We start from the raw sequence: 19,525 nt of genomic DNA on the forward strand, positions 1-19,525 counted from the left end.
GGCTCTGCCCCGGACCCCGGAGTATTTTTGACCAGAAAGAAGCAGCAGCGGTGAAAACCGCTGCTGTTTTGCATTGCGGCAGCGGCGGGTTAGAGGTGCTGATGCGCGGCGGTGCCGGGGAGCAGCTGCGGTGCCTGCAAGCGGCCCGAGGCCGCTTCCTGGCTGGCCCAGCGGCAGGCCAGCTGCGGCCGGGCAAGGGGGCCCATGGCGCAGGCGGGGGTTCCGGCTGCAACGGGCAGCACGGCTGCGATCTGCAGCCGTTGCACGGGCGAGAGCAGAGCCAGGGCCCGGGGACCGGGATAAAAGCTTTCAGCCGGGGCCCCTTCAGCAATCAGGATCTGGTGCCGGGCGCACATCAGGCTGTGATAGCTGACTGTACGGGCGCCGCGCATCCGGCGGACACCCGGCAGAACAGCAAGGCTTTTGGCGATGGCAAGGCATTGGCTGCTGCCGGTTCTGGCGGCCAGCCTTGGGCCGCTGACCAGCAGCCTGTGCTGCGGGGAGACGGCGAGATCGCGGGCCGGCAGGCCGCCGCCCAAGGCGCCTGCCTGGATCAGAACCGGCCTTTGGCTGTCCGGGGAGGGCGGGAACCGCAGATGCCGCGCACCGGTCCACAGCAGCGGCTGGGGGCCATTATCCAGGGTTTCGACCAGGTCGCCTGGGCGCAGCGCCTCAACCGGCCTGGGGCCTGCGGGGGTGAGGATGGCGGTTCCGCTGGCAAAACAGACAAACTCGAGCGTGTCGAAATCCGATTGTATCAGGCTGGAGTAATTATGGCTGTGGACGCTGTCGAGCGAGATGCTGCGGATCGCGGCGTCGTCCAGGTTTGTCTCGTCATCATGGGCAATCAGGAAGACATCGCCGTTCTGCAGCTGTATCAGGTCGATCAGCGCGGAGCTGGTCGAGCCGTCGGCAAATGTGATGGTGCCGTTGTAGACGACATTGGAATCCAGGCCTGAAACTGTCGGGCCTGAGCCCACGTCATAGGTGAATGTGCCGTCCGAACCGGATTCATCGCGGTCAATGTAATTGTCCGGGCTGTCGGTATCGAGGGTGGTTTTCTCCTGCCACAGCGGCGAACCAGCTGAGCCGTAAGTGCTGAGCATCGTTGCCCGGCCCTCTACATCGGAGTTGCTCTCGTTGGTGTCGAGATCCGCGAAATTACCGAGGTAAAGCGCGGAAAAGTCCACATTGTTTGCCATGCCGGTTTGCCCTTGCCTGCCGGCAGCATGGCGGGTCGTGCTTAATATCAGGTTGTCCGGCGGGGCAGGGGGCGTCTGGCAGCCGTGATTTGACGGAATGCTTGCGGAGCCGCCGGCCTATTCTGCCGCTGCCTGGCTCCGGTACTGGCCGCCAACCGCTTCGCGCCAATGGCGGCGGCACAGCGAGACATAGGATTCATTGCCGCCGATCTGGACCTGGTCGCCTTCGGTCAGCACCTTGCCGCTGCCGTCCTGGCGCACCACCATGGTGGCCTTCTTGCCGCAATGGCAGATGGTGCGCACCTCGCGCATCTCGTCGGCCAGCGCCAAGAGGGTGGCGGAGCCGGGAAACAGCTTGCCCTGGAAGTCCACCCGCAGGCCGTAGGCCAGCACCGGCACCCGCAGATCGTCCACCACCCGGGCCAGCTGCCAGACCTGATCCGGCTCCAGGAATTGGGCCTCGTCCACAAAGACCGCCGCCACCGCGCCGCGCGCCAGGCGCTGTTCGATGCGCGCATAAAGATCATCGCCGGCCGAGAACATGTCAGCCTCTTCGCCGATGCCGATGCGGGAGGCGATTCTGCCCTTGCCGGCCCGGTCATCCAGCCGGGCGGTCAGCAGATAGGTATCCATGTGGTTTTCACGGTAGTTGTGCGAGGCCTGCAAGAGCACCGTCGACTTGCCCGCATTCATGGTGGAGTAGTTGAAATAAAGCTTGGCCATGGCGGCGGTTTACCCGGACAGGCGTGCGGGGAAAACCGGATTCGCACAGGATTTCCAGAACTGTTGCGGCGCCGGAAGCCGCAGCGGGCCTTTTCTGGAAGGCCCGCCGGGGCTGACGCGGCCAGGGCGGAACAAACCCCGATAAAACAGCCGACGCCGATTGCCCCGGAGAGCACAGGTTCCGGGCAGAACAATTACCCAAACAACAGGGCTTCACTCACCCGCCCTGCCTTGCACTGGACAACAGGTACCAATTGCACCATGCCACTCGCTAAATCCCTGAAAACCTGAGGGATGGATAAGGTATCGCAATTCCTCTACAACTCGGACATGGGAAATTAATCAGTTCGTTCCCCTAAGGGGGGGCGGCGGTCTAGCCAGGTAGGAAGTATATGGCCGAAATCGGGACGTATCTGAAGAAACACACCGAGGCTCTGGTAAAGGATGTCGGCATCGAAGCCGCCTGCCAGATCACCGGCAAGTCCAAGGCGACGCTGGGGCGCTATTACTCGGACAATGCCGAGCATGCCGACCGGTTCATGCCGGTGGACGCGGTGGCCAAACTGGAGGGTGCCGCCTCCTTTCCGCATGTGACTTCGGCGCTGGCGGATCTGAAGAACATCACCTTGTCCTACAACGGCAACGGCTCGGCCGAGGAAACCGGCCGCAGCGGCGGGGTCAATGCGGATGTGATTGCGCTGAGCCAGCGCTTTGCCCAGCTGATGGGCGAATACCAGGCAGCGATCGAGGACGGCATCATCACCGTCAACGAGGCCAAGCGGCTATTGAAAGAGACGGTGCTTCTGCAGCAGGTTCTGCTCGACATGAAACTGCATCTGGAAGAAGAGAGTGCCTGATCTTACCGATTTGAACGATCTGCCGGAAATCGCTGATGGCGTGCTGCATCCGATTGACGTGGAGGCCCTTGCGGCGCCCGGGGATGCGCGCCACCCGCCGCGCATTCTGCTGCTGTACGGATCCCTGCGCGAGGTGAGCTATTCCCGCAAGGCCGCGGAAGAGGCGGCGCGGGTGCTGCGCGCTTTGGGCTGTGAGACGCGGATCTTCGATCCCTCCGGGCTGCCGCTGCCTGATGATACCGGGGCTGCGGAGCATCCCAAGGTGGCCGAGCTGCGCGAGCTGGCGGTCTGGTCCGAGGGCATGGTCTGGTCGAGCCCGGAACGGCACGGCGCGATGACCGGCATCATGAAGCTGCAGATCGACTGGCTGCCGCTGTCTCTGCAGGGCGGCATCCGAACCACCCAGGGCAAGACGCTGGCAGTGATGCAGGTTTCGGGCGGCTCGCAAAGCTTCAATGCGGTCAACCAGATGCGGATCCTCGGCCGCTGGATGCGGATGGTGACGATCCCGAACCAAAGCTCGATCCCCAAGGCCTGGCTGGAGTTTGCGGAAGGCGAACGGCTGCCTGAGGGCCCGTTTTACCGCCGCTTGGTAGACGTGATGGAAGAACTGGCGAAATTCACCTGGCTGGTGCGGGGCCGCAAGGACTACCTGACCGACCGCTACTCGGAACGGGTTGAAAGCGCCGCAGAGGTGCACAAGCGGGTGTCGCAGAAGTAACCCGGCTGCTGCCGCCAAAGAAACAAAGCCCCGGACCAAGCGCCGGGGCTTTTGCATTCAGATCAGCGGTATCACCGGCACGTCGCAGGCGGCCAGCGTCAGCAGGGCGGTGACTAGGATGGTCAGGCGCATTCGGCGCTCCTTTCTTGCTGCTTGATCTCTTGCCACAGTGCAACCTCCGGGCGAAGGCGGCAAGCCCTGGCCTCTGCACGGGCAGGCGGCAGTTGCGGCTGCGCCGCTGTTGGCCGTGTTAAAGAATTGGGCGCAGCCAAATCCGGTGTTTAGGCATTTGTTAAGGCTCATTTGTGCCGCATTTGGGCCGTGAAGTTACCAGCCGGGGCGGAATTCCCGCGGAAACAGCGGAAATCCTGCATCTTTTTGCTAACGGAAAATATAAGGTTTTCCTTGGTTTTTAAGGGGTTTTTCCAAAAACCGCCGGCAAGCGTTAAGAAAATAAGGGTTTCCGGCGGTTCGTCTGCCGCGCTGCTGTCCCGGATTAACCTGTTGTTAACTTTGCCTCATTCTGCCCATCATTCTGCCTGCGCGGCACCGCGGCAGGCCCCATTCCGGCCCCAGGCTTCACCGACCATGGCGATGTGGGAACATGGAGTGGGTCATGAGACGATTACTGGGTATCGCTGCTGCGGCCTTGATCACATGCGGGGCTGGCAACGCTCTTGCCGGCGGCGGGCAGGCGCAAGTGCAATCTGTGCCGGGCTGGGAGGCCGTCGGGCGGCTGAACATTTCCGGCAAAGCCATGTGCACCGGCAGCCTGATTGCGCCGGATCTGGTGCTGACCGCCGCCCATTGCCTGTATAATCCGCAAAACGGGCGGGCGGTGAACCCGCGGCGGATCAAGTTCGAAGCGGGGCTGAACGGCAGGCAGTCGAAGGCCCAGCGGAAAGTGGTTAAAGCTGTGCAGCACCCCGGCTATGAGCACCGCACCAATGGCCGGGCCCAGACCGGTTACGATTTGGCGGTGCTGCGCCTGGACAGGCCGATCAGCCCGCAGAAAATCCGCCCACTGGCGCTGGCCGCAGCGCCGGGCCGGGGCGATAGCGTTGATGTGCTGTTTTATTCTTATCACAAAGCAACCACCCTGAACCGGCAGAACGCCTGTCAGGTGCTGGCAGCCAGGCAGGCCATGCTGGTCACTACCTGCCTGGTGGATTTCGGAGCCTCGGGCTCGCCGGTGCTGCAGCTGCAGCCCGGCCGCCCGCCGCGGCTGGTCTCGGTGATCTCGGCCAAGGCGAGGATGGGCGGCAAGCGGGTGTCGATCGCCACCGGCGTGAACCATGCGCTCCATGACCTGATGCGCAAGGCGGGGTGAGGCTGCGCAAACCTCTTGCGGGCTGGAGAGCGGCTACTTAACGGTGCCGCTCTCTCCTGGCCAGTAGAACAAGTGGCTTGCAGTGATACGGGTCTCAGCCTGGACAGAGGCTTGGCTGCTGCCAACCCTGCAATCGAAGGCCCCGCCCGGGGCCTCTACTGTGACTCGGGTGTCCGGCTGGACTAAGCCGCGGGCCTGGCAGGCTTCCACCACCGCCAGGGCGCCCGTGCCGCCGGCAGAGCTGGCAATTTCGCCGGCGTCGGAGATCCACACCGTCCGGATATGATCGCGGGCTGTCTGCCGGATGGCCATCACAAGATAGGGGGCGTAGCTGGCTTCTGCCCCGAAGCGGGAGGTCGGAAACACCTCGCTTGCCCGGCGGCTGAGAGCCGCGGCGGCCGGCCCGAGGCTGGGGTGATCGTCAAGGGAAGCGCCCAGCGTGTCTTCATCCGCCACCAGATAAGGCAGGCCGGTTGAAACCAGGGACACGCTGTGCGTGCGGCCAGGCGCGCCGGGCAGCTCGGCATTTGCCGACAGCATGGCAGGCGGGGCGGTGATCCATTCCGCCTGGGCCGTCAGGCCTGCAGCGTTCTGCACGTTGATCCTGGCCGGACCATTGGCTGTCTGGAAGAAATAGGCATTCCGCGCGGCCTGGCCGTCTTCAAGCGCCTGCCGGGCCAGTGCTGCGGCCGCCGCCATCAACGCTGTGCCGGCCAGCGGCGCATAGGCAAAGCGCGAGGCCAGAAACAGGGTGCCATCGGTGTCCGGCGCGGCGGGCGGATACAGCAGGCAGGAATTGACCATCGCATTGCCGTGCGGCGGCTGGTTGAGAAAACTGCGGAAGCCTTGATGATTTTGGCGCAGCTCTTCCAGGGCAGCTTGCGGGTTGGAAGTGTTCAGGTCCGGCAAGCCGCCATGCACAACCCGCAGGATGTCGCCTGCAAGCCTGACGTCGGTTGCGGAAACGCTGGTTTCGATTGGCCCTGAGCTCATGTTTCCGCTCCTGCGTTGCTGACACAGGCAATGGGTAGCGGTGCGGTTCCTCCTGTAGCAAGCGGAAACAGGGAGAGATTGGGGAGGTCCAAAGAAAAAGCCCCGGGAAATCCCGGGGCTTGATCTGATTTCAGGCATTTTCCGCTGCTTAGCCCTGCAGCGATTTCACCTCAACGTCACCCTCAGCCTGGGCTTTGATCGCACGCGCGGCGGCGTTGGCGCCGGCGGCGGTGGTGAAGTAGGGGATCTTGTCATAAAGCGCGACCGAGCGCATTTCCTTGCTGTCCTCGACCGCCTGGGCGCCTTCGGTGGTGTTCATCAGCAGCTGGACGTCGCCGTCCTTCAGCATGTCGACCACATGGGGGCGGCCCTCATAGACTTTGTTGACCAGCTCGCAGGCGACGCCCTGGCCGTCCAGCCAGGTCTGGGTGCCGCGGGTGGCGACCAGGGTAAAGCCTTGCTCTACCAGGATCCTGGCGGCGTCCAGCATCAGCTGGCCCTTGTCGGCGTCCTTGATCGAGATGAAGGCGCGGCCCGAGGAGGGCAGCACCATGCCGGCCCCCATCTGTGCTTTCAGGAAGGCGCGGGCAAAGGAGCGGTCCCAGCCCATGACTTCGCCGGTGGAGCGCATTTCCGGGCCCAGGATGGTGTCGACACCCGGGAAGCGGGCGAAGGGCAGCACGGCCTCTTTGACCGAGAACCAGGGCATGTCCGGGTCCGCGAGGGTCATCGGGTCAGCCATCGGGGTGTTGACGTCATAGCCTGCGTCCGGCTCGTAAGGCGCGCGCATCGGGAAGTTCGACAGCGGCTCGCCGGCCATCACGCGGGCGGCGATGGAAGCGATGGCGGAGTCGGTGGCTTTTGCCACAAACGGCACGGTGCGCGAGGCGCGCGGGTTCACCTCGATCAGGTAGATCTCGCCGTCCTTGATCGCGAACTGCACGTTCATCAGGCCGACCACGTTCAGCGCCAGCGCCAGGGCGTTGGTCTGTTCCTTGATCTGCGCGATCACGTCCTTTTCCAGCGAGTAGGGCGGCAGAGAGCAGGCGCTATCGCCCGAGTGCACGCCGGCCTCTTCGATGTGCTGCATGATGCCGGTGACGTGCACGTCCTTGCCGTCGCAGAGCGCGTCGACGTCCAGTTCAACCGCGCCGGCCAGGTAGCTGTCGAGCAGCACCGGGCTGTCGCCGGAGACCACAACGGCTTCGGCGATGTAGCGCTTCAGCTGGTCCATGTCGCGGACGATTTCCATCGCCCGGCCGCCCAGAACGTAGGACGGGCGGATCACCAGCGGGAAGCCGATTTCGCCTGCGATTTCCAGCGCTTGCTCGTCGGTGGAGGCGATGCCGTTTTTCGGTTGCTTCAGGCCCAGCTGGTTGACCAGCGCCTGGAAGCGCTCGCGGTCTTCGGCCAGGTCGATGGCGTCGGGCGAAGTGCCCAGGATCGGGATGCCTTCGGCCTCCAGCGCGTTGGCCAGTTTCAGCGGGGTCTGGCCGCCGAACTGCACGATGACGCCGTGCAGGGTGCCGTTGTCCTGCTCGGTGCGCAGGATTTCCATCACGTGCTCGAACGTCAGCGGTTCGAAATACAGCCGGTCCGAGGTGTCATAGTCGGTCGACACGGTCTCGGGGTTGCAGTTGATCATGATGGTCTCATAGCCCGCGTCGGTCAGCGCAAAGCAGGCGTGGCAGCAGCAGTAGTCGAACTCGATGCCCTGGCCGATCCGGTTGGGGCCGCCGCCGAGGATGACGACTTTCTTCTTGTCCGAGGGGCGCGCCTCGCATTCCACGTCGCCGAAGGCCGGCGTTTCATAGGTGGAGTACATGTAGGGGGTCTGCGCTTCGAATTCGGCGGCGCAGGTGTCGATCCGCTTGAACACGGCGTTGACGCCCAGCACCCGGCGGGCCTTGCGGACCTCGGCTTCTTTCTTGCCGGTCAGCTTGGCCAGGCGGGCGTCGGTGAAGCCCAGCATCTTGAGCGCGCGCAGGCCTTTTTCGTCACCCGGCAGGCCATTTCCACGGACTTCTGCTTCGGCTTCGACGATCTCGCGGATGCGGGACAGGAACCAGGGGTCGAACTTGGTGACGGCCTGGATTTCATCGTCGGACAGGCCATGGCGCATCGCCTGGGCGATGGTGCGCATCCGGTCGGGGGTCTGCTGGCCGATCGCCTTGATCACCGCGGCCTTGTCGCCTGCCGGTTCCCAAGTACCGGCGTTCACACCGTCGATTTCCACTTCGTCAAAGCCGGTCAGGCCAGATTCCATCGAGGCCAGCGCCTTCTGCAGCGACTCATGGATGGTGCGGCCGATGGCCATCGCCTCGCCCACCGACTTCATCGCGGTGGTCAGATAGGGTTCGGAGCCCGGGAATTTCTCAAAGGCGAATTTTGGGATCTTGGTGACAACATAATCGATGGTCGGCTCGAACGACGCCGGGGTCACCTTGGTGATGTCGTTGTCCAGCTCGTCCAGAGTGTAGCCCACCGCCAGCTTGGCCGCGATCTTGGCAATCGGGAAGCCGGTCGCCTTGGAGGCCAGCGCCGAAGAACGCGACACACGCGGGTTCATCTCGATCACCACCATGCGGCCGTCGGCGGGGTTCACCGCCCACTGCACGTTGGAGCCGCCGGTTTCCACACCGATCTCGCGCAGCACGTTGATCGAGTGGGTGCGCATGATCTGGTATTCTTTGTCGGTCAGCGTCAGCGCCGGGGCCACGGTGATCGAGTCACCAGTATGGACGCCCATCGGGTCGACGTTTTCAATCGAGCAGACGATGATGGCGTTGTCGGCGGTGTCGCGCACCACTTCCATCTCGTATTCTTTCCAGCCCAGCAGCGATTCATCGACCAGGATCTGGTTCACTGGCGATGCATCCATGCCCGAGCGGCAGAAGTGGATGTAGTCGTCGCGGTTATAGGCGACGCCGCCGCCGGTGCCGCCCAGGGTAAAGGCGGGGCGGATGATCGCGGGCAGGCCGATCTCGTCCAGCGCGTCCAGCGCGATGCGGACGCCTTCGTCCAGATCGGCGGTGCCGTCGTCTTTTTTGGGGGCAGTGACGATGGTCGCCTTGGGGTTTTCGATGCCCAGGCGGTCCATTGCTTCGCGGAACAGCTTGCGGTCTTCAGCCATTTCGATGGCGTCGCGCTTGGCGCCGATCATCTCAACGCCGAATTTGTCCAGCACGCCCATCTCTTCCAGCGCCAGCGAGGTGTTGAGGCCGGTCTGCCCGCCCATGGTCGGCAGCAGCGCGTCGGGGCGTTCTTTCTCGATGATCTTGGCGACGACTTCGGGGGTGATCGGCTCGATGTAGGTGGCGTCGGCCAGGCCCGGGTCGGTCATGATGGTGGCCGGGTTGGAGTTCACCAGGATGACCCGGTAGCCCTCTTCGCGCAGGGCCTTGCAGGCCTGAGCGCCGGAGTAGTCGAATTCGCAGGCCTGCCCGATGACGATGGGCCCCGCTCCGATGATCATGATCGACTGGATGTCGGTTCTTTTGGGCATGGCAGGCTTCCTTCGGTTTTCGCGCGGGCAGGCTTTGAATCAGGGGCGCTGGCGTGCGCCCAAATTGTCCTGCGTTATAGGGACCGCGCAGAAAGGTTCAAGGGGGATCGGAAACGGAAATGAAAATGCCGCATCCACCCCTTTTGTTCGCATAGCGAACGGATATATGTGGAGCCCAACAGCTCATGGAGTCAAATCCGGTGCGGATTCGCTTTGATCAGGGGCCCATGGGGGCCGGCACATGTTTCGACCAGCCGCTGCGCATGATCCGCGCGGACGGGCCGGAAGAGGTGCCTGCCGCGCTGGCCGCTTTGGATGCGGCGCGGGACGCGGGGCATTGGCTGGCGGGCTATGCCTCTTATGAGCTGGGTTATGCGCTGGAGCCGAAACTGGCCGCGCGGATGCCCGCAGAGCGGCGGCTGCCGCTGCTTTGCTTTGGAGTTTATGAGGCGCCGTCTGTTTCTTTCACCGAGGGCAGCGCCCGGCCGCGGGGGAGCGAGTATCGCCTGCCCGGGGGGGGGGACGGGCGATGCCCGGCCTATCGGCCAGGCGAAGCGGGTCTTGAGGGCATAACACCCCGCTGGAGCTATGAGCGTTACGCCGAGGCCTTCGCTGAAGTGAACCGCAACATCGGCCAAGGGGATATTTATCAGGCCAACTTGACCTTCCCGATTGATGCGGAGGCCTACGGCACCGCAGAAGAGCTTTATGCTGCGCTGCAAGCCAAACAGGCGGTCGGCCACGGCGTGCTGGTTCAGCAGGACGGCCTGCCGGACCTCTTGTCGCGCTCGCCTGAGCTGTTCTTCCGCACCGATGCGGAGGGCGTCATTGAGACCCGCCCGATGAAAGGCACCCAGCCGCGCAGCGACGATCCCGTAGAGGACGCCCGCCGCCGCGACTTCCTGCGCCAGGACGAGAAGAACCGCGCCGAGAACCTGATGATCGTCGACCTCCTGCGCAATGACATCAGCCGCGTGGCGCAGACAGGCTCGGTGCATGTACCGGAGCTGTTTGCGGTGGAAAGCTATGCCACTGTGCACCAAATGGTCTCGCTGGTGCGGGCGCGGCTGCGGCCCGATGCCGGGCTGGCCGAGATCTTTGCGGCGCTGTTCCCCTGCGGCTCGATCACCGGGGCGCCCAAGATCCGGTCGATGGAGATCCTGGCGGAATTGGAACCCTGGGCGCGTGATATCTATTGCGGCACCATCGGTTGGGCGGCGCCGGATGGTTCGTCAGAGTTCAACGTGGCGATCCGCACCCTGATGCTGGAAGAGGGGCGTGCAACGCTCAACGTTGGCGGCGGCGTGGTCTGGGACAGCACAGCCGTGTCCGAATATGAGGAAGCCCTATGGAAAGCCCGCTTTGCCCGCGTGACGCCCTCCAGAACGATCCCGCTTTCCGCCTGATCGAAACCCTGGGCTGGCATCCGGGCGAGGGATTCCGGCATTTGCCGCAGCATTTGGAGCGGATGGGGCGCAGCGCGGCGGCGTTTGGCATTGCCTTTGATCCTGATGAGGCGCGGGCGGTGCTGGCTGAGGCTGCAGGCGGTACGCCGCTGCGCTGCCGGCTGACTTTGTCTGCGGACGGCCAGCTGGAACTGGCCTCGGCGCCGCTGGGCAGCCCCCCGGCCGAATGGCGGCTGGGCATTGCAGAGACCCGGCTGGATGCCAATGACATCTGGCTGCAGCATAAGACCACCCGCCGTGCGCTGTATGATACCGCGCGGGCCGCGCTGCAAGCGGGCATGGATGAGCTGCTGTTCCTGAACGGGCGGGGTGAGCTGTGCGAAGGCACAATCACCAATCTCTTCGTGACCCGGGCAGATGGGCAGATGGTGACACCACCGCTCAGCTCGGGCCTGCTGCCCGGCATCCTGCGCCAGGTGCTGCTGGATAGCGGCCGGTGCCGGGAAGAACTTCTTCTGCAGCAGGACCTGCACCAGGCACTAGCCATTCACATGGGCAATTCCCTGCGCGGGCTGATCCCGGTCAGGCTGGTTTGACAGCGGCGGGCTCCCGCGCGCAAACGCCGCTTGGCTGCGCCAATCACCTTTTGCCCTTGGGCCCGGCAGCGCGCCTGCGGCGCGCTGCGAACGCTGCCCGCGCCCGGCCGCAGGCCGGGCGCCACGCCCAACGCTTTCCGTTCCATCGCGCCGGCGATGGGACAGGGAAGGGGCGGGAGCTCTCCGGATAAGACGCGGCAACCGGAAAAACCGGACACTGGGCGGCACCGAATTTGCCCAGTTTGCTTGACAACAGAGCCGCAACCTTGTGTACCACCCCGGACGAATTCTGCGCCGCACACAGGCGCATCTCCCGAATGACGGCCCGCCCGGGCACCCCCGGTCCAATGAAAGGTCACGCCATGCATGCCTACCGCAGCCATACCTGCGCCGAACTGAACAAATCCAACGTCGGCGAAACTGTCCGCCTGTCGGGCTGGGTCCATCGCGTCCGCGACCACGGCGGCCTCTTGTTCATCGACCTGCGCGACCACTACGGCGTGACCCAGGTGATGGCCGACCCGGACAGCCCGGTGTTTGCCGAGATCGAGAAGGTCCGCTCCGAATGGTGCATCCGCATCGACGGCAACGTGCTGGCGCGTGACGAGAGCCTGGTGAACCCCAAGATCCCGACCGGCGAGGTCGAGGTCTTCATCCGCGACATCGAGGTTCTGGGCAAATCCGAGGAACTGCCGCTGATGGTTTTCGGCGAGCAGGAATACCCGGAGGAAACCCGCCTGCGCTACCGCTACCTGGACCTGCGCCGCGAGAAGATGCAGCGCAATATGGTGCTGCGCGCCAACATGATCCAGTCGATCCGCAAGCGGATGTGGGACATAGGCTTCAACGAATACCAGACCCCGATCATCACCGCCTCCAGCCCCGAAGGCGCGCGCGACTTCCTGGTGCCCTCGCGCCTGCACCCGGGCAAGTTCTACGCGCTGCCGCAGGCGCCGCAGCAGTTCAAGCAGCTGATGATGGTCTCGGGCTTTGACAAGTATTTCCAGATCGCGCCTTGCTTCCGCGACGAGGACCCGCGCGCGGACCGCTCTCCCGCAGACTTCTACCAGCTTGACATGGAAATGTCCTTTGTCACCCAGCAGGACGTCTTTGACACCATCGCGCCGGTGATGGCGGGCGTGTTTGAGGAATTCGGGCAGGGCCGCAAGGTGGATGCCGCCGCCGACTGGCCGCAGATCTCTTACAAGGATGCCGCCAAATGGTACGGCACCGACAAGCCGGACCTGCGCAACCCGATCAAGATGCAGGACTGCTCCGAGCATTTCCGTGGCTCGGGCTTTGCGATTTTCGCAAACCTCCTGGAAAACGAAGGCACCGAAATCCGGGCCATCCCGGCACCCACCGGCGGCTCCCGCAAGTTCTGCGACCGGATGAACAAGTTTGCCCAGGGCGAAGGCCTGCCGGGCATGGGTTACATCTTCTGGCGCGACCAGGGCGAAGGCATCGAGGCCGCAGGCCCGCTGGCCAAGAACATCGGCCCCGAGCGCACCGAGGCGATCCGCCAGCAGCTGGGCCTGGGTGTCGGCGACGCGGCTTTCTTCTTGGGTGGCAAGCCGAAGGCGTTTGAAGGCGTCGCAGGCAAGGCCCGCACCGTCATCGGCGAGGAGCTGGGCCTCATTGACAAGGACCGCTTTGCCTTTGCCTGGATCGTCGACTTCCCGATCTACGAGAAGGACGAGGAAACCGGCAAGATCGATTTCGAGCACAACCCGTTCTCGATGCCCCAGGGCGGCATGGACGCGCTGCTGTCCGATCCGCTGGCGGTCAAAGGCTTCCAGTACGACCTGGCCTGTAACGGCTATGAACTGGTCTCCGGCGCGATCCGGAACCACAAGCCGGAAATCATGTTCAAGGCCTTTGAAATCGCAGGCTACGGCAAGGAAGAGGTTGAGAAGCGGTTCGGCGGCATGGTCAACGCGTTCCAGTACGGCGCACCCCCGCACGGCGGCTGCGCGGCCGGTATCGACCGTATGGTGATGCTGCTGGCCGATGAGGCCAACATCCGCGAAGTCATCATGTTCCCTATGAACCAGCGCGCCGAAGACCTGATGATGTCGGCACCGTCCGAGCCGCTTAGCGAGCAGCTGATGGAGCTAGGCCTGCGGGTGATCCCGCAGGATCAGTAAGCAGCGGCAACGCGGAGAACTCAAAAAAGGCCTGGTTCTGCACCAGGCCTTTTTTTGTTTCGGGCAAAGGGCTGGCAGCTGCCGGTTAGCGGATTTCAGACGAATGATTTTGAATAACACCGACGGATTGGGGCATTCTCTGCGTAACAATTGAAATCGCACTGCGGGGTAGGAGACGATGCCCTGTATTTGCGCTGCAAAGAAACTGAGGGAGAGCCGGCGATGCGGTTTGATCCAGACCTGGCGGAAATCCGGTTCGGCGCGGGGCTGTCTCCGCTGCTGCCGCCGCCGCAATCGGCAGAAGACATGCTGCGCCGTTTGCAGGGGCCGGATGAAATGGCGCTGCGGTTTCCCGTCAGCAGCTTTGACGAGGCCTTTGCCGGTGTCAGCGACTTCAGGCGCCTGCGCAAGCAGCGCCGGGAGCTGGAGGGCAGCAGCGGTTATGAAGCTGCTGACAAAGCCTTCAAGACCTACCGGCGCGAGCGCAACGAAACCCGTCTGAACTGGCATGGCCAGCGGATCCTGCGCCATGTTGCAACCCGGGACGGGTTCCGCGAACGGCTGGTTCTGTTTTGGGCGGACCACTTTACTGCCCAGGGCAAGTCCGGGCCGATGCGGGTGCTGGCGGCTCCCTACGCCGAATCTGTGATCCGGCCGCATGTGGCGGGCCGCTTCGAGGACCTGCTGATCGCGGCGGTGACCAGCCCGCTGATGCTGCATTACCTTGACCAGCTGCGCTCGGCCGGGCCGGGCAGCCGGGCCGCAAAGCGGCGTAAACGGCTGAGCGGGCTGAATGAGAACCTGGCGCGCGAGGTGCTGGAGCTGCACACTCTTGGGGTTGGCGGCCCTTACAGCCAGGCGGACGTGCGCCAGCTGGCCGAGCTGTTCACCGGATTGAGCGTTTCTCAGGACCAGGGGTTTGTATTCCGGCCCGGGATGGCGGAACCCGGGCCGGAAACCGTGCTGGGCAAGGTCTATGGCGGCGGCAGGCCGGAGGCCGGGCAGGTGCTGGCCGCCTTACGGGATCTGGCCCGCCATCCGGCAACCGCCCGGCACATCGCCTGGAAGCTGGCAGTGCATTTCACGTCGGACCAGCCGGAGCCTGCGCTGATTGCCCACATGGCGGCGCTCTACCAGGAGAGCGGCGGCCAGCTGCTGCCGGTTTATGCGGCGCTGCTTGAGCATCCGGCCGCCTGGCAGCCGGAATTGGCCAATGTGAAGCCGCCGTTTGACTATGTCGCCTCTGCTTGCCGGGCGCTGGCGGTGCCGCAGGCACGGATTGCCGGCCTGCGGGCGGGCCAAACCCGCCGCCTGCTGCTGTCGCCGCTCACGCAGATGGGGCAGCGCTGGGAGTTTTCGGGCGGTCCCGACGGCTGGTCCGAAGAGGATGCATCCTGGATCACTCCGCAAGCGCTGGCCGCGCGTTTGCGCTGGTCGATGTCGGCGCCGCGGCGTCTGCAGCAGCCGCTGCCCGACCCGCGCCGGTTCGCCGGCGCAGCCTTGGGCCGTTACGCCGGCGAACGGGTGCACTTTGCCGCCGGTGCAGCCGAAACCGAAGCCGAGGCGATCGGGCTGGTGCTGTCGTCTCCTGCCTTTCAGCGCCGCTAAGCCGTTAACCGGAGACCTGCCGATGCAACTTACCCGCCGTTCGCTCCTCACCCGGTCCGCCGCTCTGGGCTGTTCGCTCGCCGCCAGTCCTTTGGTAACACCGGTCAGCTTTGCCGCCGCCCCGTGGGACACCCGCCTGGTGGTGATCATCCTGCGCGGCGGCATGGATGCCCTGGATGTTGTGCAGCCCTATGGAGATGCGGATTTCAGCGGCCTGCGGCGGACTCTTTCAGGCGGGCCCGGGAGCGGTGCGCTGGATCTGGACGGTTTTTTTGCCATGCACCCGGCGCTGGCGCCTTTGCTGCCGTTTTGGCGTAAGGGTGAGCTGGGCTTTGTGCAGGCCGTGTCCACGCCTTACCGGGACCGGCGCAGCCATTTCGATGGCCAGGATCTGCTGGAGGCAGGCACCTCGGCCTTGGGAGAAGCCCGCGGCGGCTGGCTGAACCGGCTGCTGCAGCAGCTTCCCGGGACCGAGGCGCGCACCGCCTTTGCGATCGGCCAGGAACGGATGCTGCTGATGGATGGTGCGGCGCCGGTTTCGCAATGGGCACCGGGTGCCGGGCTGGCGATGAGCCCTCAGGCCGAGCGTCTGGCAGGCCTGCTGATGGAGGAGGATCCGCTGTTCCACGCGGCGCTGAACGAGGCTTTGGAGCTGACCCGCCAGGACCGGCTGCCCGCCCTTGAGGAGGAAGGGGTAGACAGCGCGGGCATGATGGAGATGATGGCGCCTCCGCGGGGCAAGGCGCATGCCGAGATTGCAGCCTACGCGGCGGAACAGCTGCGTGGGGATACCAGGATTGCAGCCTTTTCGATCAACGGCTGGGACACGCATTCCGGCCAGGCGAAGGGGCTGCAGGCGGCGCTGGGGCGGCTGTCGGAAACGGTGCTGGAGCTGCACCGCGGCGTGGGAGCGGAGATCTGGGGCCGGACGGCCATCGTTGCGGTCACCGAATTCGGGCGCACGGTGCGGGAAAACGGCACCGGCGGCACCGATCATGGCACTGGCGGTGCAATGATGCTGGCCGGCGGCGCGGTCCGCGGCGGCAGGGTCTTTGGTGATTGGCCGGGGCTTTCGGAGGCGGATCTCTATGACCGCCGGGATCTGATGCCGACCGGCGATGTGCGCCGCCACCTGGCCTGGCTCTTGCACGGGCTGGCGGGGGCCGGGCGAAACGGCCTGGAAACCGCGGTTTTTCCAGGAGTGGAAATGGCAGGGAACCCGGGCTTGCTGCTGTAGCTTGAATGATCCGGGGCAGGGATTGAGGAGTTCCATCGGGAATGGATCGCGGATGGGCATTGGCTGGTCATCGCGACGTAGAATGTGCCGATTTTACCAGTGCTCTATGCATCCGAGTGTCCGAAAGGCGTTCTCCACCAGATGCCGCTGTCTGGACTGCGCGTTGCCAGTCTCCAGCTGCAGTTTCCGCTTGGGGGAGAAAAAGAATAGCGGTCCTGGTGCCGCTTTGGGCCGTGCCTCCAATGATGCAATTTCTGTCGAAGGCCTTGCCCGCAGGTGGCACTCCGGATGCAATGCTGCAGGGGTATGGGGCTGCATCCATTGTGCCGTGACGGTTTGCGCGGAACATTTCAGGTTCCCGGTAGCGTCCGCCAAGGCCGGCACTATGGCCGCCAGCCGCCATTTGATTTTTTCCCATGTCGCGCTCACCCGTGGCCGTGATCTTTCATGGGTGCCGCGCCGGTGATTGTGCTTTCGTTGTCAGCCCCGTGTCTGAGACATCAAGTACCTGTTTGAATACAACGGTTTGGGTCCGATTGCGGCACCCGGTGGGAGGCACTTCCAATGACCGGTTTCCTGCGGCAGGCCGCGCCCGAGCGCACCTGCCCGGGACATCTGGTAACCTGTGTCCAGGAAGAGCCGCGGGCCGCTTGCCCCGGTGGAGCATTGCAGCCGGAAACGTCATGACAAGGGCAATATTCTGCTCGCCCACCGGACCAGCACCGCCCGGTATCTCCTTGCGGAAGGCTGAATCAGAGCTCAGGCCAGGAGGGCTTTCCGAACGTTCAAACACCAAAGACGCAGGACGCATCACCGGCAGCAGCTCCCGCCCGCTCAGGCCGTTTGCAACGGCCTGATCCGTTGGGCCCGGCACCGCCTTCAGGCGGTGCCGGGCCCAAGGCCGCAAAGGGGTGCGGCGCCAGCCGCGCATCTGCGGGCGCGGGAGATCTGCGGAGGTACGGGCCGCCTGCCGGAGCAAAGTACCGCCTGAGCATTGCGGTCAGTTGGTCTGAGGCTGGTGTTCCTTCCCGCTTCCTTGGGTTCGAAGCGTGGATCAGGATGCTCCGGGGAGAAGCTGGTAAGATGCCTGCAACGCCGCACGGATTGAGGCGGGCAGAGGAGCGTCATGCTCAAACGGCAAGCTCAGGTAACGGAACCGGTGGGGTACAATGGCTCAGTTTGAAGAAGGAGAGAACTGCGGTTTCAACGGCGCGGCGGGTAGAGAACCAGCGGGCGGTTTTTTTCTGCGCTGCGATTGCGGATGTCCCGTGCTTCCATCCGGGTCTGGCCGTACAGTACAATGGCGAGGGTGGCCAGGGCGATCAGAAACGCTTCCACCATCTCAGATAGCCGCACGGCGTTCCAGCCGCTCCTGCACGAGGCCGGCGATGACCGCGGCGTCCTGGGTCAGCGGTTTCCCTGTGCGCCGGGCCCGGGCCAGGCGGTCGGCGGCCTCGGCCAGAGGGTTGTCGCCGGCGCTGCGGGCGACACCGCCGAGAAACTGCGCCAGATAGGCCAGGGTTTTTTCTTCCTGGCTCATGCTCAGTACATCCGCGGCATGGGCCATGTCGTCCCGGTAGGCGAGGAAATCAGGCTCCACCGTTTCGTCATCCAGTGCCCGTGGCCCCGAGAGCTGGCGGTCGGCGGGAAGGTTGGAAAGAATTTTCTGCTGGAATGCGGCCAAAGAGGTGATTGGCTTTTCCAGGAAGCCCGCAGCCCCTGCTTCAAAAGCGGCTTGTTCGAGCAAGGGATCGCCCGAGGTTGCAAGGATCACGCTGGGGCGGGGGCTGGCGTCTGCCAGTTCGCGGATCAGGTCGAGGCCGGAGCCGTCAGGCAGCCCGACATCGGCGATCAGAACCGTGGGACGGTAGACCTGCAGATGGCGGCGGGCGGACTTCAGGCAGTCGGCCCGGCGGATGCGGGCGCCGCTGCGCAGGCACAAAAGCCGCAGCGCCTCGCAGGCGAAGCGGCTGTCTTCCACCACGAGGATCGTCAGCCCCAATAGCGGGCGGCGGGTGGTGGGCAGGCGTTGAGCGGCGGCAAACAGTTCCGAATCGTCCATAACATATGCTCCTTGCGGGATATGATCCGAGGCTAGGGATTCGAGGCTAATTACAGGTTAACGCCGCGTGCGGCGCCGGGAGCCGCCGGCCCCGCGCGCAATGGCGCACTTGCCGCGGCGCAGCATCCATCCCATAACCGGGGCGAGGAATGTTTGTGAGAGGAGCACAACAGAGATGATTGGCCGTTTGAACCATGTTGCCATTGCCGTCCCTGATCTGGAGGCGGCGTCGGCCCAGTACCGCAATGCGCTGGGCGCCAAAGTGGGGGAGCCGCAGGACGAGCCGGATCACGGGGTGACCGTGGTGTTCATTGAGCTGCCGAACACCAAGATCGAGCTGCTGTATCCGCTGGGGGAGAATTCGCCGATCAACGGATTCCTGGAAAAGAACCCGGCGGGCGGCATTCACCACGTCTGCTATGAAGTGGAAGACATTCTGGCGGCCCGCGATCACCTGCAGGCGGAAGGCGCGCGGGTGCTGGGCTCGGGCGAGCCGAAGATCGGCGCCCATGGCAAACCGGTGCTGTTCCTGCATCCCAAGGATTTCAACGGCTGCCTGGTGGAACTCGAAGAAGTTTGACGCTATGAGCTCCCTGTCCCAACTGCGGGGCAGGGCTATTCCGGGAGGCCAGTGAGATGGGCGTTACCTCAGCGATCGTGCTTTATGCGGTGATCTGGTTCATGACCTTCCTGGTGGTCATCCCGATCCGGCTGGAGACACAGGGCGACAAGGGCGATGTGATGCCCGGCACCCATGCAGGCGCGCCTGCGAAGCATTTTCTGAAGCAGAAAGCCTGGATTACCACCGGCGTGGCCGCGGTTCTGTGGGCCGTTATCTGCGGGATCATCATTTCCGAAGTGATCTCGGTGCGGGACTTCGACTGGATGGGAATGCTGCCCGAGCAGCAGTGATCCGTCTCTTTCCCTGTAAAAGAAAACAGGAACTCCCGCCCGGTGCCGGCGGCATTGAAAATGCCTCCGCGCCGGTTGGGCGTGGCGCCGCGCTGGTGCGCGGCGCAGGTGCGGCCAGCCTGGGTGGCCAGCCCTGGCGGACTGGAGCAGGCCGCTATGAAGGCTGTTTCGGATGGAATTTGCTGAGAAGCGTTTGAGGAGCAGGTTTGCTCCTCAAGGCGCCTCG

General features: G+C 64.3%; 16 protein-coding genes. 10 read left to right on the plus strand and 6 right to left on the minus strand.

Annotation, left to right across the window (positions count from 1 at the left end; all coding sequences use genetic code 11):
* Positions 1-89 precede the first annotated feature (89 nt).
* Entirely contained in the window at positions 90-1,202 is a 1,113-nt protein-coding gene (locus RA19_RS25650; RefSeq protein ID WP_052261626.1) for a Hint domain-containing protein, read from the minus strand.
* A 117-nt stretch (positions 1,203-1,319) separates the two neighbouring features.
* Positions 1,320-1,925, minus strand: a complete 606-nt coding sequence (locus tag RA19_RS03260; protein WP_039159515.1) for a thymidine kinase — start codon at positions 1,923-1,925, stop codon at positions 1,320-1,322.
* 392 nt (positions 1,926-2,317) lie between these two features.
* Here RA19_RS03260 and RA19_RS03265 point away from each other — a divergent pair, with 392 nt between their 5' ends.
* From RA19_RS03265 to RA19_RS03275, 3 genes are all read left to right on the plus strand, one after another.
* Complete coding sequence (locus RA19_RS03265; protein ID WP_039159517.1) at positions 2,318-2,782, plus strand: hypothetical protein; 465 nt, start codon at positions 2,318-2,320, stop codon at positions 2,780-2,782.
* Positions 2,775-3,503, plus strand: a complete 729-nt coding sequence (arsH, locus tag RA19_RS03270) for an arsenical resistance protein ArsH (RefSeq protein ID WP_039159518.1) — start codon at positions 2,775-2,777, stop codon at positions 3,501-3,503. Before RA19_RS03265 ends, arsH begins: the two co-directional genes overlap by 8 nt.
* Positions 3,504-4,119: 616 nt before the next feature.
* Positions 4,120-4,833, plus strand: a complete 714-nt coding sequence (locus RA19_RS03275; protein WP_039159519.1) for a trypsin-like serine peptidase — start codon at positions 4,120-4,122, stop codon at positions 4,831-4,833.
* Positions 4,834-4,866: 33 nt separating this feature from the next.
* Here RA19_RS03275 and RA19_RS03280 read toward each other — a convergent pair whose 3' ends face one another.
* Complete coding sequence (locus tag RA19_RS03280) at positions 4,867-5,826, minus strand: proline racemase family protein (RefSeq protein WP_039159521.1); 960 nt, start codon at positions 5,824-5,826, stop codon at positions 4,867-4,869.
* A gap of 148 nt (positions 5,827-5,974) precedes the next feature.
* Positions 5,975-9,331: a carbamoyl-phosphate synthase large subunit gene (gene carB, locus RA19_RS03285; RefSeq protein WP_039159523.1), complete on the minus strand. Its 3,357-nt coding sequence runs from the start codon at positions 9,329-9,331 to the stop codon at positions 5,975-5,977.
* Positions 9,332-9,531: 200 nt separating this feature from the next.
* On the opposite strand from carB, the gene RA19_RS03290 reads away from it, so the two are divergent.
* The 5 genes from RA19_RS03290 to RA19_RS03315 all read left to right on the plus strand — a co-directional run bounded on the left by RA19_RS03290 (position 9,532) and on the right by RA19_RS03315 (position 16,325).
* Positions 9,532-10,737 (plus strand): aminodeoxychorismate synthase component I, encoded by a 1,206-nt coding sequence (locus RA19_RS03290; RefSeq protein ID WP_039159684.1) that lies wholly within the window; start codon positions 9,532-9,534, stop codon positions 10,735-10,737.
* Complete coding sequence (locus tag RA19_RS03295; protein ID WP_039159685.1) at positions 10,680-11,333, plus strand: aminotransferase class IV family protein; 654 nt, start codon at positions 10,680-10,682, stop codon at positions 11,331-11,333. The genes RA19_RS03290 and RA19_RS03295 overlap by 58 nt, the downstream gene beginning before the upstream one ends.
* A gap of 362 nt (positions 11,334-11,695) precedes the next feature.
* A complete protein-coding gene (gene aspS / locus RA19_RS03305; RefSeq protein ID WP_039159529.1) occupies positions 11,696-13,480 on the plus strand; it encodes an aspartate--tRNA ligase in 1,785 nt (594 codons plus the stop codon).
* Positions 13,481-13,702: 222 nt separating this feature from the next.
* Entirely contained in the window at positions 13,703-15,088 is a 1,386-nt protein-coding gene (locus tag RA19_RS03310; protein ID WP_039159531.1) for a DUF1800 domain-containing protein, read from the plus strand.
* A gap of 22 nt (positions 15,089-15,110) precedes the next feature.
* Positions 15,111-16,325: a DUF1501 domain-containing protein gene (locus RA19_RS03315; RefSeq protein ID WP_039159533.1), complete on the plus strand. Its 1,215-nt coding sequence runs from the start codon at positions 15,111-15,113 to the stop codon at positions 16,323-16,325.
* Positions 16,326-17,528: 1,203 nt separating this feature from the next.
* Here RA19_RS03315 and RA19_RS26860 read toward each other — a convergent pair.
* Both RA19_RS26860 and RA19_RS03320 read right to left on the minus strand, forming a co-directional pair.
* The gene (locus RA19_RS26860) at positions 17,529-17,666 is read right to left on the minus strand and encodes a hypothetical protein (RefSeq protein WP_193748215.1); all 138 of its coding nucleotides are present in this window, start codon (positions 17,664-17,666) and stop codon (positions 17,529-17,531) included.
* A gap of 1 nt (position 17,667) precedes the next feature.
* Complete coding sequence (locus RA19_RS03320; RefSeq protein ID WP_039159534.1) at positions 17,668-18,387, minus strand: response regulator; 720 nt, start codon at positions 18,385-18,387, stop codon at positions 17,668-17,670.
* Between the two features lie 175 nt (positions 18,388-18,562).
* Between RA19_RS03320 and mce the strand changes: the two genes are divergently transcribed.
* Positions 18,563-18,967 carry a methylmalonyl-CoA epimerase gene (mce, locus tag RA19_RS03325; protein WP_039159536.1) on the plus strand — a complete coding sequence of 135 codons (405 nt, stop codon included), beginning with the start codon at positions 18,563-18,565 and terminating at the stop codon, positions 18,965-18,967.
* 56 nt (positions 18,968-19,023) lie between these two features.
* Entirely contained in the window at positions 19,024-19,299 is a 276-nt protein-coding gene (locus RA19_RS03330) for a DUF1467 family protein (protein ID WP_039159538.1), read from the plus strand.
* The last annotated feature ends 226 nt before the right edge of the window (positions 19,300-19,525 follow it).

The organism is Leisingera sp. ANG-M1 (assembly GCF_000813745.1).
GTDB lineage: Bacteria > Pseudomonadota > Alphaproteobacteria > Rhodobacterales > Rhodobacteraceae > Leisingera.

Excerpts from the sequence above, each read along its gene's own strand:
- RA19_RS03280 (WP_039159521.1), bottom strand. The coding sequence starts at position 5,826 with ATGAGCTCAGGGCCAATCGAAACCAGCGTTTCCGCAACCGACGTCAGG.
- carB (WP_039159523.1), bottom strand. The coding sequence starts at position 9,331 with ATGCCCAAAAGAACCGACATCCAGTCGATCATGATCATCGGAGCGGGG.
- RA19_RS26860 (WP_193748215.1), bottom strand. The coding sequence starts at position 17,666 with ATGGTGGAAGCGTTTCTGATCGCCCTGGCCACCCTCGCCATTGTACTG.
- RA19_RS03310 (WP_039159531.1), top strand. The coding sequence starts at position 13,703 with ATGCGGTTTGATCCAGACCTGGCGGAAATCCGGTTCGGCGCGGGGCTG.
- RA19_RS03320 (WP_039159534.1), bottom strand. The coding sequence starts at position 18,387 with ATGGACGATTCGGAACTGTTTGCCGCCGCTCAACGCCTGCCCACCACC.
- RA19_RS03295 (WP_039159685.1), top strand. The coding sequence starts at position 10,680 with ATGGAAAGCCCGCTTTGCCCGCGTGACGCCCTCCAGAACGATCCCGCT.
- RA19_RS03330 (WP_039159538.1), top strand. The coding sequence starts at position 19,024 with ATGGGCGTTACCTCAGCGATCGTGCTTTATGCGGTGATCTGGTTCATG.
- mce (WP_039159536.1), top strand. The coding sequence starts at position 18,563 with ATGATTGGCCGTTTGAACCATGTTGCCATTGCCGTCCCTGATCTGGAG.
- RA19_RS03265 (WP_039159517.1), top strand. The coding sequence starts at position 2,318 with ATGGCCGAAATCGGGACGTATCTGAAGAAACACACCGAGGCTCTGGTA.
- RA19_RS25650 (WP_052261626.1), bottom strand. The coding sequence starts at position 1,202 with ATGGCAAACAATGTGGACTTTTCCGCGCTTTACCTCGGTAATTTCGCG.
- RA19_RS03275 (WP_039159519.1), top strand. The coding sequence starts at position 4,120 with ATGAGACGATTACTGGGTATCGCTGCTGCGGCCTTGATCACATGCGGG.
- aspS (WP_039159529.1), top strand. The coding sequence starts at position 11,696 with ATGCATGCCTACCGCAGCCATACCTGCGCCGAACTGAACAAATCCAAC.
- RA19_RS03260 (WP_039159515.1), bottom strand. The coding sequence starts at position 1,925 with ATGGCCAAGCTTTATTTCAACTACTCCACCATGAATGCGGGCAAGTCG.
- RA19_RS03315 (WP_039159533.1), top strand. The coding sequence starts at position 15,111 with ATGCAACTTACCCGCCGTTCGCTCCTCACCCGGTCCGCCGCTCTGGGC.